This is a genomic window from Roseateles asaccharophilus, from assembly GCF_031458115.1.
Lineage (GTDB): Bacteria > Pseudomonadota > Gammaproteobacteria > Burkholderiales > Burkholderiaceae_C > Pelomonas > Pelomonas asaccharophilus_A.
Genome location: NZ_JAVDXV010000010.1, coordinates 131,769 through 155,740, shown reverse-complemented (window position 1 = coordinate 155,740; position 23,972 = coordinate 131,769). Strand labels below are relative to the sequence as shown.

Genomic DNA, 23,972 nt, shown 5'->3' with positions numbered 1-23,972 from the left:
CCAAGCGGCACACCGCGCAAATGCGTGGACACTCGGCCCCGTTCGTCGCACAGGAGACCCCATGTTGAAGACCACCCGCCGCGCGGTGCTGGGCGCCATCAGCGCCGCCACGCTCGCGCTGACCGTCGCGCCCGCCTGGGCCGCGCAGCCCAAGCAGCCCGATCAGTGGCAGATCCCCGTCCACACGAAGAAGCTGGCCAACGGCCTGACCGTCGTCATCTCGCCCGACGCGAGCAGCCCCACGGTGGGCATCAGCGTCGTCTACAAGGTGGGCATGCGGCTGGAGCCCAGGAACCGCACCGGCTTCGCGCACCTGTTCGAGCACCTGATGTTCCAGGGCACGCCCAAGGCGCCCAAGGGTGTGTTCGACCAGGTCATCACGTCCGGCGGCGGCAACAACAACGGCTCGACGCGCCCCGACTTCACGAACTACATCGAGACCGCGCCGTCGTCGGCGCTTGAGTCCATGCTGTGGCTGGAAGCCGACCGCATGACGACGCTGGACTTCAACCCGACCACGCTGAAGAACCAGCAGGACGTGGTGAAGGAGGAGATCCGCGTCAACGTGCAGAACCAGCCCTACGGCGGCTTCATGTGGCTGGACATCTCGGCGCTGGCCTTCGACAAGTGGGAGAACGCCCACGACGGCTATGGCAGCTTCGTCGACCTGGAGAACGCGAACCTGGACGACGTGCGCGCCTTCCACCGCGACTTCTACGGCCCCAACAACGCGGTGCTGTCCATCGCCGGCGATGTGACGCCGGCCCAGGGCTTTGCGCTGGCCGAGAAATACTTCGGCAAGATCGCCGCGCGGCCCACGCCCAAGCCTACGGACTTCCGCGAAGGCCTGAACACCAAGGAGCGCCGCCTGACGCAGCCGGACAAGCTGGCCCAGGTGCCGGCCGTCGCCGCCGCCTGGAAGCTGCCGGATCGGGGATCGAAGGACCAGGCCCCGTTCGCCGTGCTGGGCCAGTTGCTGGCCGGCGGCGATGCGTCGCGCCTGTACCAGGGCCTCGTGAAGGGTCGCGAGCTGGCGCTGAACGTGAATTCGCTATATGGCCTGACCAGCGTCTGGGAATACGACGGCCCCAGCCTGTTCACGGTGTTCGCGCTGTACAAGCCGACCACCAACGCCGACGCGCTGCTGGCCGGCATGGATGAGGAGATCGCCCGCGTCGTCAAGGACGGCGTGGACGACGCGACGCTGAAGAACCTGAAGACCGCGCTGCTGGCCGATTGGTACAACGGCGCGGAGATGTTCCTGAGCCGCGCCGACCGGCTGGCCAAGCTGCAGGCGCTGTGGGGCGATGCCGGCGTCATCAACAAGGTGCCCGGCTGGATTGCCGCCGTCACGTCGGCCGACGTGCAGCGCGTGGCCGCCACCTACCTGACCACCGCCAACCGCTCGGTCATCGACCGCAAGCCCGCCGCCATGCTGGCCGCCCCCGCCGCCAAGCCGGCTTCGTCGGCATCCCAACCCTGATGCCGGAGCAGACGACATGAAGAACATCAACGCCTCCTTCCGCCTCAGCTTCATCACCGCCGCCGCGCTGCTGGCCGCGGCCGCCCAGGCCGCCACCGTGCCCACGCCGGCGGAACTGCCGCCCTTCGGCAAGGACAAGCCGCTGGCCGTGCCCAAGATCACGCAGCAGACGCTGCCCAACGGCCTGCAGGTCTGGGTGGTGCCGCGCACGGGCATCCCGCGCGTGGACTTCGTGCTGGCCGTGCGCGGCGCCGGCTTCGGCGCCGACACCGCCGACGCGCCGGGCCGTGCCAAGCTGGTGGCAGGCCTGCTGTCCGAAGGCACCACCACACGCAGCTCCAAGCAGATCGCCGAGGCCGCGCAGGCCATGGGTGGCGGCGTGGGCGCCGGCGCCAGCAACGACGGCATCAGCGTGTCCGCCAACGCGCTGGCCTCGCATGCGCCCGCCATGGCCCAGCTGCTGGCCGACGTGGCCCGCCGCCCCGCCTTCCCCGAGGGCGAGGTGCAGCTGGCCAAGACCAATGCGCTGCAAGGCCTGAAGGCCAGCAGCACGCAGCCCTCCTTCCGCGCTGCCAAGGCGCTGGACGGCGCCATCTACGGCGACCATGCCTACGGCCGCACGCAGGAGACCGAGGCCGCCATCCAGGCCGTCACGGCCGAAGGCCTGCGCGCCGAGCACGCGCGCCGCTTCCGCCCCGACCATGCGCTGCTGGTCATCACCGGCCGCATCGCCGCGGCCGATGCCATCAAGCTGGCGCGCGACGCCTTCGGCGACTGGAGGCCCAGCAGCGACGCGGTGCCCGAGCTGCCCAAGCCGGCCGCCACGGCGCCGGTGCAGCGCCTGCTGCTGGAACGCCCCGGCAGCGTGCAGGCCACGCTGCGCCTGGGCCGCCCCGGCATGGCCGCCAGCGGCGACGAGCAGGTCGCGCTGCGCCTGGCCAGCACCGTCATCGGCACGGGCTTCTCCAGCCGTCTGAACCAGAACCTGCGCGAGGAAAAGGGCTACACCTACGGCGCCCGCGCCGGCGGCCAGTCCTGGCGCGTGGGCGGTGCCATCACCGGCGGCGCCGACGTGCGCAACGAAGTGACGGCCGCGGCGATGACCGAGTACGTCAAGGAGTACAGGCGACTCGGCGCCGAACCGGTGCCCGAGGCCGAGCTGGCGATGAACAAGCGCTACATGGCCGGCACCTACCTCGTCAGCACGCAGCTGCAGGGCTCGCTGGGCCGGCAGCTGGCCAACAACTGGCTGGTGGGCCTGCCGGCCGAGTTCCTCGGCAACTTCGTACCGGCCATCCAGAAAGTGACGGCTGCCGAGGTCCAGGCCGTCGGCAAGAAGTACTTCAACCCGGACGAGCAGAGCTGGGTGGTGGTGGGCGACTCGACCAAGATCGCCGAGCAGCTGAAGGCGTTTGGGGAGTTCGCGACGGTGAAGCCGTGAGGCACGAACGGCCGCGGGCAACGCATCCGCGGCCGTTTCGGGAACAACAGGGAGGGGTGGAGAGATGAAGAAGCAACGAGCTTGGCTTGCGGCACTGTGGGCCGCTGCCATGGCTGTGATGGCGCCCGAGGCCGCGGCCCGTGAATGGACGGCGGACGCAAACGGCTGCAAGGTCTGGAACACCCAGCCGGCCATGAAGGAAGCCGTCGAGTGGAGCGGCGCCTGCATCGACGGCTTCGCCGAAGGCAGGGGGGAACTGCGCTGGGCCGTGAACGGCCAACCGACACGCACGTACAAGGGCGACATGAAGGCGGGGCGCCGCTCGGGGCAGGGCGTGGCGACCATGTCGCTCGGCATGCGCTACGAGGGCGGGTTTCTGGACGATGTCTACGCCGGACAAGGCAGCCTTTACTTCCCTAACGGCCGAAGCTCGCGTGGCGAGTTCGTGGCGGGCCAGCTCGACGGGAACTGCATGCTGACTTGGCACGAAGGAACCACCTATGAGGGGGCGTGCAAGCGGGGGAATGCAGACGGCTCGGGCAAGTTCGCCTTCGCCAATGGGGACAGCTATACAGGCATCGCGAGATCAGGGCGGCCCGCCGAGCAAGGCCGCTACAACTGGGCGGGTGGCGACAGCTACGAGGGCACCTTTGTCGCGGGTCACCCAAGCGGTTCCGGCGTCTATCGGTTTGCCAACGGCAGCCGCTACGAAGGTGGCTTCAATAGTGGGCTGCCATCAGGACGGGGCCGCCTCGAGATGGTGGACGGGTCGGGCTACGAAGGCCAGTTCGAGGCCGGCGCGCCCGCGTCGCCCGGCGCGCTGCTCAGCGTCCGCGGTACGCCGCCCGAAGACTCGCCGCAGCTGAGAACGAAGATGACGCTGCCCTACGCAAAGACTCAATCGGTCAATTCACTCAGCCAGCGCATCTCGGTCGGCATGGTCTGCCGCGTGATGCCCCGCCCGCAGCTGCCTGTCGTCCAGTGGAAGGGTCAAGCAATCTACAAGGCCGTCGCCACCGTCCGCGAAGGGCGCATCGTAGGAGCCGAGTACACGATATTGAGCGCAGGTGTCGATCGCACCGTCCACAGGGCATTTATCGAAAGCATGGAACGCGCGTTCCAGGCCTACGACTGCCCAGGCAACCACGTGTTCGAGCAGGAGTTCATGTTCTCGACGAAGTAGCCTGCGCATGTGCGGCGCTGACGCCGCTCACCGCGTGCGCCGCGGCTTGCTCATGCCCCGCAGCTGCGCACCGGCCTTCGCATTGCCACGCGTGGCCGGCTTGTCCGCGGCCGGCTTGGCCGGCTTGACCAGGCCTGTGGCGGCCGACACCGCCACCGTCTGGAACTCCGCCGCGTAATGCTTGCGCATGCGCACGATCTCGCGCTTGTACTTGCCGGCGAGCTGCTTCTTCTTCGCGTCCGACAGCAGCCGGCCGGCGACGTGGAAGAACTTGGATTCCTCTTCCTTCAGGTGGTGGCGCACCTTGAAGCTCAGCGTCTTGGCGGTCGCGATCCAGCCGTCCTGCTTCTTGTTGCGCACCGACAGGTCTTCGAGCAGCTCGTCCACCTGATGGTGCTCGTGCAACGCATGACGCGACGCGTCCATGCCGCCGTCTTCCATCAGCAGCGGCACGTACAGGTGCCGCTCCTCGGCGGCGGCGTGCGCCATCAGCTCGACCTTCAGTTGCAGGAACAGCACCTGGCGCGCCGCCATGTCGCCGCGCGAAGCGGTCAGCTTGCGGCAAAGGTCGCGTTGCAGGTCATGGCTTTCGCGTATCGCTTCGAAGATCATGCGGTGCTCCCGAGAGACTGGACCGCAGTGATTCTGTAGACCGGCGGCCCTCGCCCCTGTCAGACGAAGCCGCGCACCGGCGTCAGCCCGCCGTCGCGTAGCGCGCCTTCACATTGGCCAGCGCACGGCGGTAGGCAGGCTCCACGTCGGCGGGGCAGCCGACGGTGATGCTCAGGTCTTCGAGCAGTCCGTTGTGCAGACCATAGACCCAGCCGTGCACCACGACCTCCTGCTCGCGCTCCCAGGCGTCCTGCACCACGGTCGTGTGGCAGGCATTGCGGGCCTGCTCCAGCACGTTCAGCTCGCACAGCGCGTCGACGCGACGCGGCTCCGCCACGGTGTCCAGCCAGTCCTGGTGCATGCGGCGCACGTCCTGCACATGGCGTATCCAGTTCTCCACCAGGCCCACGCGCTGGTCGTACAGCGCAGCGCGCACGCCGCCGCAGTTGCTGTGGCCCACGACGATGATGTGGCGCACCTTCAGGTGGTCCACCGCGAACTGCATGACGGACAGCGCGTTCAGGTCCGAGTGCACGACGACGTTGGCGACGTTGCGGTGCACGAACAGCTCGCCCGGCAGCAGGTCCACCAGCTCATTAGCCGGCACGCGGCTGTCGGCGCAGCCTATCCACAGGTATTGCGGCGTCTGCTGCTTCAGCAACCGGGAGAAGAAGCCCGGTTCCCGGGCCTCGGTTTCGGCGGCCCAGCGCTTGTTGTTGTCGAGCAGGTCCCGCAGCGCGTCTTTGTCGTTGGTGGAGGTGGTCATGCCGCCATTGTCGCGGCAGCCGCCCAGGAACGGAGCAGTTCCACCGAAACGCCCATGCCGCCGCAGACCTCCACGAGAACCCGCTTGAAACCCGCCCCCTGCCGGTCCACCGCGGCCAGCGCGGCGCCGCAGGCGGGCTCCACCAGCACGCGATGCGCGTCGGCGAAACGCACGCAGGCGGCGGTGGCCTCGACATCGCTGACCTGCACGGCCAGCGTCGGGTGCGAGCAGGCACGCGCAAAGGCCTCGGCCGCGACGCGGCGCGCGCCCAGCGACGTCGCGATGGACGTGATGGCCGGCAGCGTCGCCAGCTCGCCGGCGGCCAGGCTGGCCTGCAGGCTGGCCGCACCGTGGGTCTCGACGGCGATGACGGGCACATCGTCGAGGCCATGGCGGCGCAGGCCCTCGACGATGCCGCAGAACAGGCCGCCACCGCCGACGGCCGTGACGATGGCGTCGAACTGCAGGCCCGCGCCGACGACCTCGTCGATCAGCGTCGAATGCCCGGCCCACAGCAGCGGGTGGTCGAAGGGGTGCACATAGGCTGCGCCACGATCGGTTGCCAGCCGCTGCGCGAATTCATGCGCCTCGTCCCACACGGCGCCATGGCGCAGCACCTCGGCGCCACGCTCGGCCAGCCGCTCGGCGACGGCCGCGCTGCTGGTGCTGGGCAGCACGATGGCAACCGGCAGGCCCAGCGCCACCGCCGCATGCGCGGCCGCGAAGCCGGCGTTGCCGCCGGACGCGCAGACGATGGCTTTCGCGCCGTCTACTGCGGCCTGCTGCACCAGCCGCCCCACGCCGCGCAGCTTGAAGCTGCCGCTGGGCTGCAGCGCATCCATCTTCAGCCAGACCTCGGCGTGGTTGAAGAGGCCGGGCGCCGCGCGCAGCAGCGGCGTGTTGACGTGCAAGGGCGTCACATCGTCTCGGCGAAGAGTTCCCGGCCGATCAGCATGCGGCGGATCTCGCTGGTGCCGGCGCCGATCTCGTACAGCTTGGCGTCGCGCCACAGCCGGCCCAGCGGGTACTCGTTGATGTAGCCGTTGCCGCCGAAGATCTGCACGCCCTCGCCGGCCATCCATGTGGCCTTCTCTGCGGTCCACAGGATCACCGACGCGCAGTCCTTGCGCACCTGGCGCACGTGCTCGCTGCCCAGCATGTCCAGGTTCTTGGCCACGGTGTACGCGAACGAGCGCGCGGCCTGCAGCACCGTGTACATGTCGGCCACCTTGCCCTGGATGAGCTGGAACTCGCCGATGCTCTGGCCGAACTGCTTGCGGTCGTGGATGTAGGGGACGACGTTGTCCATGACGCTCTGCATGATGCCCAGCGGGCCGCCGGTCAGCACGGCGCGCTCGTAGTCCAGGCCCGACATCAGCACCTTGGCGCCGCCATTCACCGCGCCCAGCACGTTCTCGGCCGGCACCTCGACGTTCTGGAACACCAGCTCGCCGGTGTGCGAGCCGCGCATGCCCAGCTTGTCGAGCTTTTGCGCGATGGAGAAGCCCTTCATGCCCTTCTCGATGAGGAAGGCCGTCACGCCGCGCGCGCCCAGCTCGGGTTCGGTCTTGGCGTAGACCACCAGCGTGTCGGCGTCGGGGCCGTTGGTGATCCACATCTTGTTGCCGTTGAGGACGTAATAGCCGCCCTTGTCCTCGGCCTTCAGCTTCATGCTGATGACGTCGGAGCCCGCCCCCGGCTCGCTCATCGCCAGCGCGCCCACATGCTCGCCGCTGATGAGCTTGGGTAGGTACTTCGCGCGCTGCGCGTCGTTGCCGTTGCGCTTGATCTGGTTCACGCACAGGTTGCTGTGCGCGCCGTAGCTGAGGCCCACCGACGCGCTGCCGCGGCTGATCTCCTCCATGGCCACCATGTGGGCCAGGTAGCCCATGTTGGCGCCGCCGTACTCCTCCGGCACGGTGATGCCCAGCACGCCCAGTTCGCCCATCTTGCGCCACAGGTCCATGGGGAACTGGTCGCTGCGGTCGATCTCGGCCGCGCGTGGGGCGATCTCCTCGTCGGCGAAGGCGCGCACCGCGTCGCGCAGCGCATCGATGTCCTCGCCGAGTTGGAAGTTCAAGCCGGGCAGATTCATGGTCGGGTCTCCTGCTGTCGGCCCATCCGGCGCCCGGTTGTGCCGGGCCCGTCGGGCGGTTTAATTGACGTAAACGTCAACTGTAGCAACTCAACCTGTCGCGTCGGCCGGCTGGGGCAGCAGGCGGCGCACCAGCGGGTGGACGATCTTCTTGTCCGTGCCCACCGCGTAGAAGGCCTCCTCCACGCCCACGCAGTCGCCCACGCGCACCAGGCCGTCACGCTGCACCAGCTTGTCGCTCATCAGCGCCGCGGCCGGGAACACGCCCATGCCGGCCGCGCCGAAAGTGGCCAGCAGCGCGCTGTCCTCGAACTCGCCCGCCACCTTGGCGCGCACGCCGTGGCGCTCGAGCCAATGGTCCAGACGGATGCGCACGGCGGCATGGTCGGTGGGCAGCAGCAGCGGCACGTCGGCCAGCGAGGCCGGGAAGTTGCGCGCCGCTGCCTCGGCCCAGCGCGGCGCGGCAAACCACGCCATGGGCGAGCTGCCCAGCGCATGGCTGTAGACGCGCAGATTGGGGTTGGGCGGCGCCGGGCGGTCGGCCAGCACGACGTCCAGCCGGTGCAGCGCCAGGTCGCCCAGCAGGTCGTCGAACTCGTCCTCATGGCACAGCAGCCGCAGGTGCGGCGTGTCGATGATGGGCTGCAACAGGCGCTGCACGACCAGCTTGGGCAGCCCGTCTGAGATGCCCACCGCCAGCCGCACGGCCGGCGCGGTCGAAGCATCGCGCACGCGCTCCGGCAGGGTCTCGCCGAGCACGAAGATCTGTTCCGCCACCTCCAGCGCCGCCTGCCCCGCCTCGGTCAGCGTCAGGCCGCGGCCGGCCGGCTTCAGCAACGCCGCGCCCAGCGACTGCTCCAGCTCGCGCACCTGGGTGGACACGGTCTGCACCGACAGCCCCAGGCGCTCGGCCGCCCGCGTCAGGCCTCCTTCCTTGGCCACGGCCCAGAAGTAGTAGAGATGGCGGTAGCTGAAGCTCATGCTCACGGTGCGATTCCCAATAGGTTTTTAAGAAGTATTTGTTCGTGATTCTCTGCTTTTTTCAGCAGCATGAGAGACCTAGTCTGCAAGCCGTTTCAATGCCTCTTGGAGGTTGCCATGCAAGACCGTCCCCGCTCCATCGCGATCGCCATGCCTTACGGCACCGCGGTCGACCGCGGCACCGCCCACCGCGTGCTGCGCAACACCTATGCGCTGCTGTCGATGACGCTGCTGTTCAGCGCCGCCGTCGCGGGCGCCGCCGTCGCGTTCAGCCTGCCGGCGCCCGGCATCATCCTGACGGCCGTCGTCTACTTCGGCCTGCTGTTCGGCATTCACAAGCTGAAGAACAGCGGCGCCGCCGTCGGCCTGGTCTTCGCGTTGACCGGCTTCATGGGCTGGACGCTAGGCCCCTTGCTGACCCGCACGCTGGCCCTGCCCTCGGGCGGCCAGGCCGTCATGCTGGCGCTGGGCGCCACCGGCGCCGTGTTCCTGGCGCTGTCGGCCTACGCGACGACCACCAAGCGTGACCTGTCGTGGATGGGCGGCTTCCTGTTCGCGGGCATGATCGTTGCCCTGCTGGCAGGCCTGGCCGCGGTCTTCTTCCAGATCCCCGCGCTGGCGCTGACGGTCTCGGCCGTCGTGGCCCTGTTGTCGGCCGGCCTGATCCTGTACGAGACGCAGCAAATCGTGAACGGTGGAGAAACGAATTACGTGCTGGCAACAGTCAGCCTGTTCGTTTCGATATTCAATCTGTTCACCAGCCTGCTGAGCCTGTTCGGCTATGGCAGTTCGGACGACTGATCGTTCATCCACCCAGCAGCACGGGAGGCGCCGAATGAGCATACGAGACCTCGCCTCCCGCCTGCGCGCCAAGGCCGGGCAACTGCCGCCCGGCCCCGTGCCTCTGGCCACGCTGGCCGAGGCGCACGGTGGCGCCTGGCAGGCCAGCCTGCTGGTACTCCTGGCGGCGCCCTGCCTGCTGCCGATCCCAGGCGTCGGCAGTGTGCTGAGCGTGGGGCTGGCCGTGCTGGGGCTGCTGTTGTGCTCGGCGCACCGGCAGGATCTGCCGCCCCGTCTGGGCCGCCTGCATCTGCCGCACGAGGGCGCGTCGCGCAGCCTGGCGCTGCTGGCACGCTTCTACGACTTCATCTACCGCCTGACCCGCCCACGCATGACGACGCTGGCCGGCCCGTCCACCCGCTGGTGGCTGGGGCCGATGACGCTGCTCATGGCGGTGCTGATCTTTCTGCCCATCCCGTTCGGCAATGTGCTGCCGGCCGTGTCGCTGATGCTGGCCGGCGTGGCGCTGGCGGCCAAGGACGGCCTGCTGATGCTGGTGTCACTGGGCGTCGGCGCTGGCGCGCTGGCCACGTCCGGGCTGCTGCTGGCGCTGGGCTGGCAGGCCTGCATGGCCTTGGTCGGGCTAGCGGCCTGACCCCCATCTCCCGAGGCTCGGCAGTTGGTTGACGTTAACGTCAACCAAGCATCCTAGAATCCGTCTCCGATCAAGGAGACAAGCCATGACCGATCTCGCCGCCGACCACAAGGCGCTGGCCGAGTACCGCCCGACCCACAAGGTCCGATTCGTCACCGCCGCCAGCCTGTTCGACGGGCATGACGCCGCCATCAACATCATGCGGCGCATCCTGCAGGGCATGGGCGCCGAGGTCATCCACCTCGGGCACAACCGTTCGGTCGACGAAGTCGTCACTGCGGCGCTGCAGGAGGATGCGCAGGGCATTGCCATCTCGTCCTACCAGGGCGGCCACGTCGAGTACTTCAAGTACATGGTGCAGCTGCTGAAGGAGCGCGGCGGGGCGCACATCCAGGTGTTCGGCGGCGGCGGCGGCGTCATCGTGCCGGCCGAGATCCGCGAGCTGGCCGAGCACGGCGTGCGCATCTTCAGCCCCGAGGATGGCCAGCGCATGGGCCTGCAAGGCATGATCGGCGAGATGGTCATGAAGGCCGACCAGGACTTCAGCGTCCATGCGCCCAAGGCCTTGTCCGCCATCACGGGTCATTCGGAAGCCGCCTGGCGCTCGCTGGCCCAGCTGCTGACGGCGCTGGAGAACGGCAAGGCCGACGCGGCCATCGTCGACGCGCTGCGCGCGCAGGCTTCGGGACTCAAGACGCCCGTGCTGGGCATCACCGGCACCGGTGGCGCCGGCAAGTCCAGCCTGACCGACGAATTGATCCGCCGCCTGCGCCTGGACCAGGGCGACGCCATGCGCATCGCGCTGATCTCCATCGACCCGTCGCGCCGCAAGAGCGGCGGCGCGCTGCTGGGTGACCGCATCCGCATGAACGCGATCTCGCCGTGGTCGCAAGGCCCCCGCGTGTTCATGCGCAGCCTCGCCACGCGCGACTTCGGCTCGGAGATTTCGCCCGCACTGCCCGATGTCATCGCCGCCGCCAAGGTGGCCGGCTTCGACCTCGTCATCGTCGAGACCTCCGGCATCGGCCAGGGCGACGCTGCCATCGTGCCGCTGGTGGACGTGCCCATGTACGTGATGACGCCCGAGTTCGGCGCCGCCAGCCAGCTCGAGAAGATCGACATGCTGGACTTCGCCGAGTTCGTCGCCATCAACAAGTTCGACCGCAAGGGCGCGCTGGACGCGCTGCGTGACGTCAGCAAGCAGGTGCAGCGCAACCGCGAAGCCTTCAGCCAGTCGCCCGACACGATGCCGGTGTTCGGCACCATGGCCAGCCGCTTCAACGACGATGGCGTGACGGCGCTGTACCAGGCGTTGAAGGTCCGCCTGGGTCTGGGCGCCGGCCGGCTGCCGCCAGTCAGCACGCGCCACAGCACGCACCAGACGCCCATCGTGCCGCCCAACCGCGTGCGCTACCTGGCCGACATCAGCGAGACCGTGCGCAGCTACAAGGGCCGCGCGCGCAAGCAGGCCGCGCTGGCCCGCGAGATCCAGCAGCTGGAAGCCAGCCGCGCGATGCTGGAAGCCGCCAACCCCGACAAGCAGGGCGCCCGCGACGCACTGGCCGGCCTCGCCGATCAGCGGCGTGCGAAGCTGGACGGCGACGCCCGCCAGCTGCTCGCGCAATGGCCCGACATGGTCAAGGCCTACGCCGGCGACGAGTACGTCGTGAAGATCCGCGACAAGGAGATCCGCACCGCGCTGGTCACGCAAAGCCTGTCGGGCACCAAGATCCGCAAGGTCGTGCTGCCCGGCTATGAATGCCACGGCGAGCTGCTGAAGTGGCTGATGCTGGAGAACGTGCCCGGCAGCTTCCCGTACGCGGCCGGCGTGTTCGCGTTCAAGCGCGAAGGCGAGGACCCGACGCGCATGTTCGCCGGCGAAGGCGACGCCTTCCGCACCAACCGCCGCTTCAAGCTGGTCAGCGAAGGCATGCCCGCCAAGCGCCTGTCCACGGCCTTCGACTCGGTGACGCTGTATGGCGCCGACCCCGCGCCGCGGCCCGACATCTACGGCAAGGTCGGCAACAGCGGCGTGTCCATCGCGACGCTGGACGACATGAAGGTGCTGTACGACGGCTTCGACCTGTGCAACCCCAGCACGTCGGTGTCCATGACCATCAACGGCCCGGCGCCGAGCATCCTCGCGATGTTCATGAACACGGCCATCGACCAGAACCTCGCCAAGTTCCGCACCGACAACGGCCGCGAGCCCACGGCCGACGAGGCCGCCAAGATCAAGGACTGGGTGCTGGCCAATGTGCGCGGCACGGTGCAGGCCGACATCCTGAAGGAAGACCAGGGCCAGAACACCTGCATCTTCTCGACGGAGTTCAGCCTGAAGGTCATGGGCGACATCGCCGAGTTCTTCGTGCACCACAACGTGCGCAACTTCTACTCGGTGTCGATCTCGGGTTATCACATCGCCGAGGCCGGCGCGAACCCGATTTCACAGCTCGCGCTGACGCTGTCCAACGGCTTCACATTCGTGGAGGCGTATCTCGCGCGCGGCATGCACATCGACGACTTCGCGCCCAACCTGAGCTTCTTCTTCAGCAACGGCATGGACCCGGAGTACACCGTGCTGGGTCGCGTCGCGCGCCGCATCTGGGCGGTCTCGATGCGCGACCGCTACGGCGCCAACGAGCGCTCGCAGAAGCTGAAGTACCACGTGCAGACGTCAGGCCGCAGCCTGCATGCGCAGGAGATCGCCTTCAACGACATCCGCACGACGCTGCAGGCGCTGATCGCGATCTACGACAACTGCAACTCGCTGCACACCAACGCCTTCGACGAGGCGATCACGACGCCCACCGAAGACAGCGTGCGCCGCGCGATGGCCATCCAGCTCATCATCAACCGAGAGTGGGGCCTGGCCAAGAACGAGAACCCGTCGCAGGGCGCCTTCATCATCGACGAGCTGACCGAGCTGGTCGAAGAGGCGGTGCTGGCCGAGTTCGAGCGCATCAGCGAACGCGGCGGCGTGCTGGGCGCGATGGAGACCGGCTACCAGCGCGGCCGCATCCAGGAGGAATCGCTGCACTACGAGATGCTCAAGCACACCGGCGAGTACCCCATCATCGGCGTCAACACCTTCCGCAACCCCAAGGGCGACCCGGTGCCGGAGCACATCGAGCTGGCCCGCTCGACGGATGAGGAGAAGCAGTCCCAGCTGACGCGCCTGGCGGACTTCCACGACCGCCACGCCAACGAGGCACCCGCCATGCTGGCGCGACTGCAGCAGGCCGTCATCGAGAACAAGAACGTGTTCGACGTGCTGATGGACGCCGTGCGCGTGTGCTCGCTGGGCCAGATCACCGGCGCGCTGTTCGAGGTGGGCGGCCAGTACCGGCGCAGCATGTGAGGCCGCGGGTCAGCCCGACAGCACCACCCGATCCCGGCCGCCGCGCTTGGCGTCGTAGAGCGCCGCATCGGCGCGGCTGAACAGCGCCTCGGGTGGCTCGTCGGGCCCGTGCGCCTGGGCCACGCCCACGCTGACCGTCACGCGCAGCGGCCCCGCGCTCGTGTGGAAGGGGTGGCCCGAGATGGACTCGCGCACACGCTCGCCCAGGCGACGCGCGGCGCCGCTCTCCGGGCCGGGCCAGATGACGGCGAACTCCTCGCCGCCCAGCCGCACGGCCAGATCCTGTGGCCGCAGCGCCTCGCGCAGCCGCGCACCCACGGCGCTCAGCACCATGTCGCCCACTGCGTGGCCATGCGTGTCGTTGATGTTCTTGAAATGGTCCACGTCCAGCACGGCCAGCATGGGCGGCTGCGGTGAATTGCGCCTCAGCAGGCGGCGCAGGCGCTCGTCGAAGCCACGCCGGTTCAGCAGGCCCGTCAACACGTCGACTTCGATGAGCTGCTCGATCTGCCGCAGTGCACGGTCTTGCAGCAACAGCAGCATGGCCAGCGCCTGGCCGATGACCAGCGCAATCATCAGCAGCAGGCCGATCGCGTTGTACTGAACGAGTTGCGCGCGCGTGTCCGCCACCAGCGGCGACACGGCCAGCGCCCGCGCAACCTCCAGCATCGCGCTGAGGATGAGGTCACCCGCCAACAGGCTCAACGGGAAGCCGCGCTGCACACGCCAGGCCTGCAAGGCCGCGTGTGCGGCCGGAATGGTCAGCGCGGCCGACGCCAGCAAGGTCAGCACCAGCGAGGGCCAGAACTGATCCGTGAACACCGTCAGCGCGAACGAGCCCGCGCACACCGCCGCGGTGAACGCCGCCGGCAGCCGCCAGCGCAGCGGCTGGCCCAGGTAGACGCGCAAGCCCAGCAGCAGCAGCAGGGCCGCCAGCAAGCCACCCTGATGCCCCACGACCCACAGGCTGCGCGGCGCCTCCAGCGCCATCGCCAGCGCGCGGGCGGACTGCGTCAGCGCGGCCGCCGCGAAGGCGCCGGCCCAGAACCACAGCGCCCTCTCGGCCTTCAGATGCCAGGCGCCACCCACGGTCGCCACCGCCAGCATGGCCGTGACCAGCTGGAAGACGCGCAGCAGTGTTTCGGTGTGCAGTGGCTCCATCGTGGGCATGGCGTCGGCAACGCCAGCCCCGATGCTCTCACCGCCAATGCCCGCCCCGCGGGCGACGCGGCGCGAACGTGGCTTTGTTCACGCTTCGCGCAGCCGAACCGTGATTCGCCGCCCGGCCAGCTCCACACGGAAGCTGCCATCGGGCTGGATCTGCCAATCCGCCAACCCGATGGGCGACACCAGCGCCGCGCGCGAGATGCCGCCCTGCAGGCCGATGAGCCCCAGCTTGTCACTCGCCGGCTGCGGCCCCTGGTTGACCACCTTGGCCAGCGATTCGGGCAGGCTCAGCTCGCCGCGGCACAGGCCATCGGCATCGACGCGAAAGCTCGCGCGCCCTTGAACGGCGGCGCCGTCCATGTCGCCATCAAAGCCGGTCACCTTGACGGGACAGGCCCGCTCGGCCAGCCCCGGCAGCGGCGCGCGCAACGGCGCGCTCAGCAACTCGGCGCTGCGCTCGATGGACGAGGTCCACATCGCGTTGGACAGCACGCTGACGCTGATGCCCGCCTGCGGCCACAACAGCAGCACGCTGCGCGCGCCCAGCGTCGTGCCGGCATGGTGTGCCGTGGGCTGGCCCTGCGCGTCCGCGCCCAGCCGCCAGCCAAAGCCCAGCCGGTAGCTGCGCTCGCCCACGGTCTGGCCGGCGTTGTCCAGCACCGGCTGCCACATCCACGCGCGCGTCGCGGCATCCACCACCTGCCCCTGCAGCACGCGGCTGCCCCATTCGGCCAGGGCCGGCGCGCTGGCGGCCAGGCCCGCGCCACCCCAGCTGTAGCTGTAGTCGTGCGCCGGTGCCGGCTGCACGCTGCCGCGGGCGTACTCGTAGGCGATGGACATCGCGGGCGACTTGCCGGTCTCGTCGGGGCCTATGGCCAGCCCCGGCGCGACGCGGGTGCGCAGCAGCTCAAGATAGGGCTGGCCGGCCGCCGCCTCCACCGCCGCCGCCAGCAAGGTGTAGCCCCAGGACGAATACAGATAGCGGCTGCCCGGCGCCGATTGCAGCGAGCGGCCCTTCAGATGCACCAGCGACTCGCGCGCGGTCGCGTAGTGCGTGCCGCCGCGCGAGAAGTCGCGCCACTCGTAGTGCGGCATGCCGCTCAGATGGGCAGCCAGCTGGTTGGGCGTCAGCGCACCCAGCGCCGGGTCCAGCCCCGGCAGCAGCGGGCCGACCGGCTTGTCGGGATCCAGCTTGCCCTGCGCCTTCAGCTGCGCGGCCGCCGTGACGGCGAACACCTTGGACACACTGGCCAGCCGGAAGCGCGTGTCGGCCTGCACCGGCAGCCGCTTGTCCACATCGCGCCAGCCGCTGCCGCCCTGCCAGCGCAGCTTGCCGTCCTGCCAAACCGCCGCCGACATGCCCGGCACGGCGGCAGCCTCGCGCATCGCGTCCAGCAGCAGCTGCGCATGGCGCTCCGGCGCGGGTTGGGCGGCCACGGCCTGGGCCGCGGCAAGGCAGATCAGCGTGAGGGCGGTTCGCATCGTGGGCGCATTCTGGGCAGCGCCGCCACGTGTGCCGAAAGTCAACCCAGGTTCAGCGCGCCTGGATGACCTGCATCTGCGCCTTCACACGCGTCAGCATGGGCGAGGCCTGTGTCACGTTGGCATCGAACGGATGAATCCGCTGACCGCCCACGGCCGCCATGATCTTGCGCACGTACAGCCGCGTCTCGGCATAGGGCGGCACGCCCAGGTAGCGGTCCACCGCGCGCTCGCCGGCGTTGTAGCCGGCCAGCGCCAGCATCACGTCGCCTTCGAAATAGGCCAGCAGCCAGCGCAGATAGGCCATGCCGCCGCGGATGTTCTGCGCCGGATCGGTGATGCGAGTGACGCGAAAACGCGTGGCCGTGTCGGGCATCAGCTGCATCAGACCCATCGCCTTCTTGGGCGACTCGGCCGTGGGGTCGAAGTTGGATTCGGCGGCCATCAGCGCAAGCACCAGCGCGGGCGACAACTGGTACTCCGGCGCCAGCAGCTTCACGTAGTTCACGATGGCCGGCGGCGCGTGCTGGGGCAGCGGCAGGCTGGCCCACAGCGACACCGCCGGCTTGGCGCCGCGCGGCGGGGGCTTGGGCGCCACCACGGGCTCGGGGTCGGTCTCGGGCGGGCGCAGGCAGGGCGGCGGATCGCCCAGCGGCGTGCCGCCCATGCGGTCCAGGATGTTCTGCGCCTGCGCCATGCCCTGCTCGGCCGCGGCCGCGAACATGTGGGCCGCCTCGGCATCGTTGCGCTGGATGCCGCGCGCATTGGTCAGCATCCAGCCCAGGCTGTATTGCGCCTCGGCATCGCCATAGCGGGCCGCGCGGCAATACAGCCTGGCGGCGGCCACCTCGTCACGCTTCATGCCATCGCCGTATTCCAGCGCCTTGGCCTCCTGGCGCCAGCGCTCCACCTGGGCCGGCACGACCGGGCCGCGCTCGCCGGGCGGCATCGTCGGGCGCGGCAGCTGTTCCAGCGTCAGCGTGGGCATTTGGGCCAGCGCGAGCGCGGGGGCGAAGGTCAGGGCAAACAGCAGGGGCTTCATCGCAGGGCGCGAGTCTAGACTCGCCCGCCATGGCCACCCTCGACCCGCGCATCGACGCCTACCTCGCCAAGGCGCAGCCCTTCGCGCTGCCCATCCTGCAGCGGCTGCGCGAGGACGTGCACGCGGCCTGCCCCGACGTCGTCGAGGCCATCAAATGGGGCATGCCGCACTTCACGCTCGACGGCAAGCTGCTGTGCGGCATGGCCGCCTTCAAGGCGCATTGCACCTTCGGCTTCTGGGAGCGCGAAGGCGCCGACGAAGGCAAGGGCGGCGCGATGGGCGACTTCGGCCGCATCGCATCACTGGCCGACCTGCCCAGCCGCACGGAGCTGCGCAAGCAGATCAAGGCCAACGCGGCGCTGCTGCTGGCCGGCGCGGCGCGGGCCAAGAAGCCCAACCGCACGCCCAAGCCGCAACTGGAGATGCCGCCCGACTTTGCCGCCGCGCTGGCGAAGGTCAAGGCCGCGCAGCAGCACTACGACGCCTTCCCGCCCGGCAAGCAGCGCGACTACCTGGAATGGGTGCTGGAAGCCAAGCGCGAGGAGACCCGCGCGAAACGAATCGCCCAAGCCGTCGAATGGATCGCCGAGGGCAAGTCGCGCAACTGGAAGTACGAGAGCTGCTAGAGCCGCTCGCCGGTTTCCTCGTCGAACACCAGCAGGCTCTGAGCCGGCAGGCACAGATCTACCGCATCGCCCGGCTTCAGGTCCGGCCAGCCGGCGCAGCGCCAGTGCAGGCGGTGCTCGCCCAATTGCAGCTGCACCAGGCTGTCCACGCCGGTGGGCTCCACCAGCAGCACCGGCGCACGCAGGTGCAGGCAGGTGTCGCTGCCCTGCCCTGCGCGCAGCGTCTCGGCGCGCCAGCCCAGCAGCAGCGGCCGGCCCAGCAGGCGCGGGCGTGGTGGCAGCAGCGCGGGCGGCACGCGCCAGCTGATGCGTGGCGCGCCGCGCGGTTGCAGCGTCAGCTCGCCCTCGGGTTCCAGCCGTGCGGGCAGCAGGTTCATCGCCGGGCTGGACAGGAACTGCGCGACGAACAGGTTGGCCGGCTGCTGGTAGACCTGCTGCGGCGTGCCCAGCTGCTGCAGCTGGCCGGCCTTCAGCACGGCGATGCGCTGGCCCAGCGTCATGGCCTCGGTCTGGTCGTGCGTCACGTAGACGGCGCTGCGGCCCAGGCGCTGGTGCAGCAGCTTGATCTCGCTGCGCATCTCGGCGCGCAGCTGCGCGTCGAGGTTGGACAGCGGCTCGTCGAACAGGAACAGCCGCGGCTGGCGTGCCAGTGCCCGGCCCATCGCGACGCGCTGACGCTGGCCGCCGGACAGCTGCGCCGGCTTGCGGCCCAGCAGGCTCTGCAGCTGCAGCATGCGCGCCACCTCCTGCACGCGCTCGTCGCGCCTGGCGCGCGGCCAGCCCTGCATCTCCAGGCCGAAGCCGATGTTCTCGGCCACGCTCATGTGCGGGTACAGCGCGTAGTTCTGGAACACCATCGCGATGTCGCGCTCGCGCGGACTCAAGTGCTCGATGCGCCGGCCGTCCAGGTGGATCTCGCCGGCCTCGTGCGGCTGCAGCCCGGCGATGACGCCCAGCAGCGACGACTTGCCGCAGCCCGACGGCCCCACCAGGATCAGCATCTCGCCGGCGTCCAGCTCCAGAGTCACGTCGTCCAGGATGGTGTGTGCACCCACGCGGCGCGTGAGGCCGTGAATCTTCAGGCCGCTTGCCTTCTCAACCATCGTCATCCTTTGACCGCGCCGGCCACCAGGCCGCGCGTGAAGTGCCGCCCCGCCAGCAGGTAGACCACCAGCGTGGGCGCCGCCGCCAGCAGCGCCGCGGCCATCTCCAGCGGGTAGGCGCGCGCGCCGGTCTCGGTCTGCGCGCTCAGCTGCGCCAGCGCCGCCGTGATGGGCCGCGCGCCGTCGGGGCCGAACACCAGGCCGAACAGGTACTCGTTCCAGATCGTCGTGAACTGCAGGATCAGCACGACGACGAAGATGGGCTTGGACAGCGGCAGCACCACGCGCCACAGCAGCCGCCAGAAGCCCGCGCCGTCCAGCCGCGCGGCCTGCAGCAGCTCGTCCGGGAAGGCCAGGAAGTGGTTGCGGAAGAACAGCGCCAGCGGCAGGCTGTAGATGACGTGGATGGCGATCAGCAGCGGCAGCGAGCGTTCCAGCCCGAGGCGCGCCATCGTGATGGCCAGCGGCAGCAGGTAGACCTTGATCGGCAGGAAGAAGGCCAGCACCAGCGCCAGCCCCACCCAGCGCTCGCCACGGAAGCGGTACTTGCACAGCACGAAACCGTTCACCGCCGCCAGCAGCGCCGACAGCAGCACGGCCGGCACCGCCAGCATCAGGCTGGCCGTGAAACTGCCGGACAGCTGCGACCACGCCTGCCGCCACGCCGCGAGGCTGGGCTCGCGCGGCCAGGCCAGGAAGCCGCCCTGCACCTCGGCACTGCTCTTCACGCTGTTCAGCAGCATCAGCAGCAGCGGCAGTGCGATCAGCAGCACGGCCAGCGCGGCCAGCAGATAGAGGCCCGCGCGCTTCATGCTGCCGCCTTGCGTGAACGCACGATGGCGTAGGGCAGCGCGATGGACAGCACCATCATCACCAGCACCATGGCGCTGGCCGCGCCCAGGCCCAGGCGGCTGCGCTCGAAGGCCATCTGGAACATGTAGAACGCCGGCAGCTCGCTGGCCTGCCCCGGGCCGCCCTCGGTCAGCACGACGACCAGGTCGAAGGTCTTGATGGCCGCCGGCAGCAGCACCAGCAGCGCGGACGCAAGACTTGGCCCCAGCTGCGGCAGGATCACGCGGCGCAGCAGCGTGAAGCCGCGCGCGCCGTCCAGCCGCGCGGCCTGCAGCATGGAGTCGTCGATGCCGCGCAGTCCGGCCAGGAAGATGGCCATGACGAAGCCTGTGATCTGCCACACGGCCGCGACGACGAGCGCGTAGACCGCCATGTCCTCCTGCGCCAGCCAGTCCCAGCGGAAGCTCGTCCAGCCCAGCGCGCGCACGCCCTCGGCAATGCCCTGCTCGGGGTCCATCAGCCAGCGCCACGCGCTGCCGGTGACCACCATCGACAGCGCCATCGGATGCAGCCAGATCCAGCGCAACAGGCCCTCGCCGCGTAGCTTCTGGTCCAGCAGCAGCGCCAGCCCCAGGCCCAGCACCAGCGGCAGCAGCACGAAGCCCAGGCCGAAGCGCAGCAGGTTCCACAACGCGGCCTGCCAGCGCGGGTCCAGCAGCAGCCGCTCGTACTGCCTCAGGCCGACGAAATCGTTGCTGGGCATCAGGCCCGATCGCGTCAGCGACAGCCAGCCCGTCCACAGCAGGAAACCGTAGAAGAACACGGCGCCGATCAGCAGCAGCGGGATCAGGCAGGCGAGTGCGGTGCGGCGTTCGGTCATGTCAGTAGAAATGCAACCACAGAGGCACAGAGACATGGAGAAGCCCCTGCTGAATTCCACTGTGTCTCTGCGCCTCTGTAGTTGCCTTTTCCTCTCATCTCAATCCCTCTGCCGCAATGCCTGCGCCAGCCGCACCTGCGCCTGTGCCGCCGTCATGCGCTCGCTGGCCCAGTAAGCCGACAGCACGTCGCGCAGGCCGCCATAGGCGCTCTCGCCCTGGCGCGCGCTCAGCGCCAGCACCAGCTCGCCCTTGGCCTCGCCGGCGCGGAAGTCCGCGGCCGAGCGCTGCGCGCAGGCGTTGAAGCCCGACAGGTCGGCGTCGCGTCGCACGGGAATGCCGCCCTTGGTGCGCGCCAGCGCGGTGGACACCTCGGGCTGCAGCAGCGCGGCCGCCAGCCGGCGCTGCGCGCCCAGCCGCGCGGCCTGGCCGAAGAACACCAGCCGGTCGAACTCGAAGTAATGCAGGCCGTTGTTGCCCGGCGCCGTCGTGCAGTCGTAGTCGCGGCCCGGCTGCCAGCCTGCCTTCTGGAACTCGCCGTTGGCCCAGTCACCGGTGAACTGGAACACGGCCCGGCCCTGCAGCAGCAGCGCGGTCGCGCCGGCCCAGTCGCGGCTGACCTGGCCAGCGTCCGTGTAGGCCTTCAGCGAGCGGAACTCCTGCAGCAGCGCCGTCATGCGCTCATCCGCCAGCAGCGCCGGGTCGGCCTGCACCAGCGCGCGCTCGAAATAGTCGCGCCCGGCGCGGCCCAGCACCACGGCGACGAACAGGCTGAGCTTCTGCCCCGCCGAGCTGCCGATGGCCAGCGGCAGCAGGCCCTGCGCGCGCAGCCGCGCCGCGGTGCGATGGAACTCGTCCCAGTCGCGCGGCACGGCCAGGCCCTGCGCGCGCAGCAGGCGCAGGTTGCTCCACAGCGTGTTGAGGCGGTGCACGTTCAGCGGCACCGCGGCCGGTGCTCCGCCGGCGTCGCGCAGCTCGCTGGCGATCGCATGCGGCAGCGCGGCGAACTGCGTGTTGACGGCCGCGCCCAGGTCGGCCAGCGGCACGGCCTCGGCCCAGATGCGCAAGGGCTTGTCGGTCTGCGCCAGCGCGGGCGGCTGGCCGCTCAGGAAGCGCGCCTTCAGCAAGGTGTTGGCGTTGGACGAACCCGCCACGGCCGTGGCCTTCAGGTCCACGCCGCCGCGCCTGGCCGCCGCCGCCAGCTCGGCCACCATCGCGGCCTCGCTGCCCGAGGTCCAGCCGTGCAGCAGCTCCAGGTCAGCCGCATGGGCGCTGCCGGCCAGCAGCAGCGAGGCGAGCAACAGGCGCGTCATGTCAGCGAGTCCAGCCGGCGCTGCAGGGGCTGTACCAGCGCCGGCAGCATCTCGTCCACCAGCGCGGCGGCTTCGTGCAGCCGGCGTTGCGCGTCGGTGGGCTTGTCGCCGCGCCACAGCGCCTGGCCCAGCGCGAACAGATCCTCCAGTGCCTCCAGCAGCGCGGGCGAGACGATGGCCAGCGCGCGCCATGCCGGCAGCTGCGCCTGCGCCTCGGCCAGCGCGGCCTGCCAGGCGGCGGCATCGTCCTGCAGCGCCACCATCAGCGGGCTCTCGGCCGGCAGCGCGTCGGCCAGGCGGTTCAGTGGCTCGCCCTGGTGGTAGGTCCCGGCGCGCTTCTTCGCGTGCTGGCGGCCATAGCCGGAACCCGGCTCCAGCCATGCGGCCAGCGCGCGCAGCGCGGCGCGGCTGGTGGCGTCGGGGCACAACTGCTCCAACAGCGACGCAGCAGGATCGGCTTCGATGCGGCCGGTGGCGGCCAGCCAGCGCTGCGCGGCGGCCAGACGCTGGGACAGCCGCGCCTCGTCCACCGGATCGCTCCACAGCCGCTCGGCCACGGCCAGCGCCCGCGGCCAGCAGCGCAGGCCCAGCTGCGGCGCCTTCACCAGCTCGGCCCACAGCGCGGCCTCACCGCCCAGCAGCGGCGTGACCGGCAGGCCGGCGTCGGCCGGCCAGTCGAGCAGGGCCTCCACCAGCGGCTGCCAGTCGCAAGGCTGTCGCCGCGCACCCAGGCGCAGCCAGCCAGCCTCGTCGTCGGTCGGCGCCCAGAACTCCAGTTCGCCCAGGTCGCTGTCCACCTGCAGTCGCAGCGGGGCCGTCGAGACCACGCGCGGCGCCAGCCATTCGTCCAGCGTGCCGGTGCTGCGCAGATGCAGCCAGGCCTCGTCGCCGCGCAGGCACAGCCGCCCGTCCACGGTCCACGTGCCCACCTGGGCCTGCAGCGCCCAGGCCTGCGCGGAGGCGGGCGGAGGTGCGGGTCGCGCGTCCAGTTGCAGCGGGCGGCGCCAGTGGTAGGCGGCGGGATGGATCTGATCCAGATAGAAGCCCGCGCTGCGCAGCCGGCCGGTCAGGCCGGCCGGCGCGAAGCGCAAGGCCTCGTCGCCGCGCCAGCATTGCAGCAGGCTGCCATGCGGCAGCGCGCCGGCCTGGCCCATCTCGTCCCAGGCCACCAGCCGGCGGCCGTGGCGGCGCAGCACGGCGCCGACGCGCGCCATGTAGCGCGCCTGCAGATCGGCCAGGCCGCAGCCGCGCTGTGCGGCCAGGGCCTGCCAATGCGCGGGCGCCAGCTCGTCGCCGCCCAGGTGGACGAAGGCGTCGGGGAACACCTCGGCCCATTCGCCCAGCAGCCGGTCCAGCCACACGTACAACGCGTCGGCATCGGGGTCCACCGCCGCGCCGAACACGCCAAAGCCGGGCTGCGGCTCGGTGGGCGCGGGTGCGCACAGCAGGTCGGGTCGCGCCAGGCCCAGCGCCCAGCAGTGGCCCGGCAGGTCCAGTTCCGGCACGACGCGGATGCCACGCAGCGCGGCCTCGTCCACGAGGCGACGAGCCTGTTCCAGCGTGTAGAAGAAGCCGCTGCTGCCGAGCTCATGCAGCCGCGGTTCGACCCGCGACTCCAGCCGCCAGGCCTGGTCGTCGGTCAAATGCCAGTGCAGCACGTTGAGCCGCGCGGCGGCCATGCCGTCCAGCAGCTGCAGCAGCGTGTCGAACGGCAGGCCGCGCCGCGCGACATCCACCAGCAGGCCGCGCCAGGGATGGCGGGGCGCGTCGTCGATCTGCAGCGCGGGCAAGGCCTCCAGCCCCGCTTCGCGCGCGGTCTGCCACAGCTGCGACAGCGCATGCAGGCCGTGGCTCACGCCGGCCGGCGTGGCCGCCTGCAGCCGCACGGTGTCGGCCGTCAGCCGCAGCCGGAAGGATTCGTCGTCGCCCAGCCGCGGCAGCCGTGGCGCCAGATCAGGGACCTCCAGCCGCGCGCCATCTTCGGACGCCGGCAGCAGCGCCTGCCACCGCGCCGGCACCCCGCGCAGGCCGGCCACGGCGGGGCCTCGCCCCGGCAGCGGGGTCAGGGCTTGCGGACGCGGCAGCAAGGCCGCGGCAACCGCGGTGAAGGCGGGCGTCGACATGCCGGCATCTTCCGGCGCGGCGGCTAGGGGCCGCCTCAAGCCCGTCTTAAGCCTGTCTCAAGACGAACGCGGCTTCACCGAGACTTCAC

Annotated in this window: 20 protein-coding genes; 7 read left to right on the top strand and 13 right to left on the bottom strand. The window is 70.1% G+C overall.

Annotated features, from left to right (window positions below; all coding sequences use genetic code 11):
* Positions 1–61: 61 nt before the first annotated feature.
* The 3 genes from J2X21_RS23440 to J2X21_RS23430 all read left to right on the top strand — a co-directional run bounded on the left by J2X21_RS23440 (position 62) and on the right by J2X21_RS23430 (position 4,107).
* Positions 62–1,483 carry a M16 family metallopeptidase gene (locus J2X21_RS23440; RefSeq protein WP_310332546.1) on the top strand — a complete coding sequence of 474 codons (1,422 nt, stop codon included), beginning with the start codon at positions 62–64 and terminating at the stop codon, positions 1,481–1,483.
* A gap of 16 nt (positions 1,484–1,499) precedes the next feature.
* Positions 1,500–2,924 carry a M16 family metallopeptidase gene (locus J2X21_RS23435; RefSeq protein ID WP_310332545.1) on the top strand — a complete coding sequence of 475 codons (1,425 nt, stop codon included), beginning with the start codon at positions 1,500–1,502 and terminating at the stop codon, positions 2,922–2,924.
* A 64-nt stretch (positions 2,925–2,988) separates the two neighbouring features.
* Positions 2,989–4,107 (top strand): MORN repeat-containing protein, encoded by a 1,119-nt coding sequence (locus J2X21_RS23430; protein ID WP_310332544.1) that lies wholly within the window; start codon positions 2,989–2,991, stop codon positions 4,105–4,107.
* Positions 4,108–4,134: 27 nt separating this feature from the next.
* On the opposite strand, the gene J2X21_RS23425 is transcribed toward J2X21_RS23430, so the two are convergent.
* The 5 genes from J2X21_RS23425 to J2X21_RS23405 form a co-directional block, all read right to left on the bottom strand.
* Positions 4,135–4,719, bottom strand: a complete 585-nt coding sequence (locus tag J2X21_RS23425; RefSeq protein WP_310332543.1) for a hemerythrin domain-containing protein — start codon at positions 4,717–4,719, stop codon at positions 4,135–4,137.
* An 82-nt stretch (positions 4,720–4,801) separates the two neighbouring features.
* Positions 4,802–5,485 carry a carbonate dehydratase gene (gene can / locus J2X21_RS23420; protein WP_310332542.1) on the bottom strand — a complete coding sequence of 228 codons (684 nt, stop codon included), beginning with the start codon at positions 5,483–5,485 and terminating at the stop codon, positions 4,802–4,804.
* On the bottom strand, positions 5,482–6,405 hold the full coding sequence (locus J2X21_RS23415) for a pyridoxal-phosphate dependent enzyme (protein ID WP_310332541.1): 924 nt from the start codon (positions 6,403–6,405) through the stop codon (positions 5,482–5,484). Before J2X21_RS23415 ends, can begins: the two co-directional genes overlap by 4 nt.
* Positions 6,402–7,580, bottom strand: coding sequence for an isovaleryl-CoA dehydrogenase (locus tag J2X21_RS23410; protein WP_310332540.1), 1,179 nt, complete (start codon positions 7,578–7,580; stop codon positions 6,402–6,404). Before J2X21_RS23410 ends, J2X21_RS23415 begins: the two co-directional genes overlap by 4 nt.
* Positions 7,581–7,670: 90 nt before the next feature.
* Positions 7,671–8,567: a LysR family transcriptional regulator gene (locus J2X21_RS23405; protein ID WP_310332539.1), complete on the bottom strand. Its 897-nt coding sequence runs from the start codon at positions 8,565–8,567 to the stop codon at positions 7,671–7,673.
* Positions 8,568–8,678: 111 nt separating this feature from the next.
* Between J2X21_RS23405 and J2X21_RS23400 the strand changes: the two genes are divergently transcribed.
* From J2X21_RS23400 to icmF, 3 genes are all read left to right on the top strand, one after another.
* The gene (locus J2X21_RS23400; RefSeq protein WP_310332538.1) at positions 8,679–9,362 is read left to right on the top strand and encodes a Bax inhibitor-1/YccA family protein; all 684 of its coding nucleotides are present in this window, start codon (positions 8,679–8,681) and stop codon (positions 9,360–9,362) included.
* Positions 9,363–9,396: 34 nt separating this feature from the next.
* A complete protein-coding gene (locus tag J2X21_RS23395; RefSeq protein WP_310332537.1) occupies positions 9,397–9,996 on the top strand; it encodes an exopolysaccharide biosynthesis protein in 600 nt (199 codons plus the stop codon).
* A gap of 85 nt (positions 9,997–10,081) precedes the next feature.
* Complete coding sequence (gene icmF / locus J2X21_RS23390) at positions 10,082–13,357, top strand: fused isobutyryl-CoA mutase/GTPase IcmF (RefSeq protein WP_310332536.1); 3,276 nt, start codon at positions 10,082–10,084, stop codon at positions 13,355–13,357.
* 9 nt (positions 13,358–13,366) lie between these two features.
* Here icmF and J2X21_RS23385 read toward each other — a convergent pair whose 3' ends face one another.
* The 3 genes from J2X21_RS23385 to J2X21_RS23375 all read right to left on the bottom strand — a co-directional run bounded on the left by J2X21_RS23385 (position 13,367) and on the right by J2X21_RS23375 (position 17,048).
* Positions 13,367–14,518: a GGDEF domain-containing protein gene (locus J2X21_RS23385; RefSeq protein ID WP_310332535.1), complete on the bottom strand. Its 1,152-nt coding sequence runs from the start codon at positions 14,516–14,518 to the stop codon at positions 13,367–13,369.
* An 87-nt stretch (positions 14,519–14,605) separates the two neighbouring features.
* A complete protein-coding gene (locus J2X21_RS23380; protein WP_310332534.1) occupies positions 14,606–16,006 on the bottom strand; it encodes a serine hydrolase domain-containing protein in 1,401 nt (466 codons plus the stop codon).
* Between the two features lie 52 nt (positions 16,007–16,058).
* On the bottom strand, positions 16,059–17,048 hold the full coding sequence (locus tag J2X21_RS23375; RefSeq protein ID WP_310332533.1) for a transglycosylase SLT domain-containing protein: 990 nt from the start codon (positions 17,046–17,048) through the stop codon (positions 16,059–16,061).
* Between the two features lie 29 nt (positions 17,049–17,077).
* On the opposite strand from J2X21_RS23375, the gene J2X21_RS23370 reads away from it, so the two are divergent.
* The gene (locus J2X21_RS23370; protein ID WP_310332532.1) at positions 17,078–17,674 is read left to right on the top strand and encodes a YdeI/OmpD-associated family protein; all 597 of its coding nucleotides are present in this window, start codon (positions 17,078–17,080) and stop codon (positions 17,672–17,674) included.
* Here J2X21_RS23370 and J2X21_RS23365 read toward each other — a convergent pair.
* From J2X21_RS23365 to J2X21_RS23345, 5 genes are all read right to left on the bottom strand, one after another.
* Entirely contained in the window at positions 17,671–18,777 is a 1,107-nt protein-coding gene (locus tag J2X21_RS23365) for an ABC transporter ATP-binding protein (protein ID WP_310332531.1), read from the bottom strand. The two genes, J2X21_RS23370 and J2X21_RS23365, sit on opposite strands and share 4 nt — an antisense overlap.
* A gap of 2 nt (positions 18,778–18,779) precedes the next feature.
* The gene (locus J2X21_RS23360) at positions 18,780–19,589 is read right to left on the bottom strand and encodes a carbohydrate ABC transporter permease (protein ID WP_310332530.1); all 810 of its coding nucleotides are present in this window, start codon (positions 19,587–19,589) and stop codon (positions 18,780–18,782) included.
* The gene (locus tag J2X21_RS23355) at positions 19,586–20,449 is read right to left on the bottom strand and encodes a carbohydrate ABC transporter permease (protein ID WP_310332529.1); all 864 of its coding nucleotides are present in this window, start codon (positions 20,447–20,449) and stop codon (positions 19,586–19,588) included. The genes J2X21_RS23360 and J2X21_RS23355 overlap by 4 nt, the downstream gene beginning before the upstream one ends.
* A gap of 99 nt (positions 20,450–20,548) precedes the next feature.
* Positions 20,549–21,760 (bottom strand): ABC transporter substrate-binding protein, encoded by a 1,212-nt coding sequence (locus tag J2X21_RS23350; protein ID WP_310332528.1) that lies wholly within the window; start codon positions 21,758–21,760, stop codon positions 20,549–20,551.
* Positions 21,757–23,883, bottom strand: a complete 2,127-nt coding sequence (locus J2X21_RS23345; RefSeq protein ID WP_310332527.1) for a family 20 glycosylhydrolase — start codon at positions 23,881–23,883, stop codon at positions 21,757–21,759. The genes J2X21_RS23350 and J2X21_RS23345 overlap by 4 nt, the downstream gene beginning before the upstream one ends.
* Positions 23,884–23,972: the final 89 nt, after the last annotated feature.

Excerpts from the sequence above, each read along its gene's own strand:
- J2X21_RS23440 (WP_310332546.1), top strand. The coding sequence starts at position 62 with ATGTTGAAGACCACCCGCCGCGCGGTGCTGGGCGCCATCAGCGCCGCC.
- J2X21_RS23435 (WP_310332545.1), top strand. The coding sequence starts at position 1,500 with ATGAAGAACATCAACGCCTCCTTCCGCCTCAGCTTCATCACCGCCGCC.
- J2X21_RS23430 (WP_310332544.1), top strand. The coding sequence starts at position 2,989 with ATGAAGAAGCAACGAGCTTGGCTTGCGGCACTGTGGGCCGCTGCCATG.
- J2X21_RS23425 (WP_310332543.1), bottom strand. The coding sequence starts at position 4,719 with ATGATCTTCGAAGCGATACGCGAAAGCCATGACCTGCAACGCGACCTT.
- can (WP_310332542.1), bottom strand. The coding sequence starts at position 5,485 with ATGACCACCTCCACCAACGACAAAGACGCGCTGCGGGACCTGCTCGAC.
- J2X21_RS23410 (WP_310332540.1), bottom strand. The coding sequence starts at position 7,580 with ATGAATCTGCCCGGCTTGAACTTCCAACTCGGCGAGGACATCGATGCG.
- J2X21_RS23400 (WP_310332538.1), top strand. The coding sequence starts at position 8,679 with ATGCAAGACCGTCCCCGCTCCATCGCGATCGCCATGCCTTACGGCACC.
- J2X21_RS23395 (WP_310332537.1), top strand. The coding sequence starts at position 9,397 with ATGAGCATACGAGACCTCGCCTCCCGCCTGCGCGCCAAGGCCGGGCAA.
- icmF (WP_310332536.1), top strand. The coding sequence starts at position 10,082 with ATGACCGATCTCGCCGCCGACCACAAGGCGCTGGCCGAGTACCGCCCG.
- J2X21_RS23385 (WP_310332535.1), bottom strand. The coding sequence starts at position 14,518 with ATGGAGCCACTGCACACCGAAACACTGCTGCGCGTCTTCCAGCTGGTC.
- J2X21_RS23380 (WP_310332534.1), bottom strand. The coding sequence starts at position 16,006 with ATGCGAACCGCCCTCACGCTGATCTGCCTTGCCGCGGCCCAGGCCGTG.
- J2X21_RS23375 (WP_310332533.1), bottom strand. The coding sequence starts at position 17,048 with ATGAAGCCCCTGCTGTTTGCCCTGACCTTCGCCCCCGCGCTCGCGCTG.
- J2X21_RS23370 (WP_310332532.1), top strand. The coding sequence starts at position 17,078 with ATGGCCACCCTCGACCCGCGCATCGACGCCTACCTCGCCAAGGCGCAG.
- J2X21_RS23365 (WP_310332531.1), bottom strand. The coding sequence starts at position 18,777 with ATGGTTGAGAAGGCAAGCGGCCTGAAGATTCACGGCCTCACGCGCCGC.
- J2X21_RS23360 (WP_310332530.1), bottom strand. The coding sequence starts at position 19,589 with ATGAAGCGCGCGGGCCTCTATCTGCTGGCCGCGCTGGCCGTGCTGCTG.
- J2X21_RS23355 (WP_310332529.1), bottom strand. The coding sequence starts at position 20,449 with ATGACCGAACGCCGCACCGCACTCGCCTGCCTGATCCCGCTGCTGCTG.
- J2X21_RS23350 (WP_310332528.1), bottom strand. The coding sequence starts at position 21,760 with ATGACGCGCCTGTTGCTCGCCTCGCTGCTGCTGGCCGGCAGCGCCCAT.
- J2X21_RS23345 (WP_310332527.1), bottom strand. The coding sequence starts at position 23,883 with ATGTCGACGCCCGCCTTCACCGCGGTTGCCGCGGCCTTGCTGCCGCGT.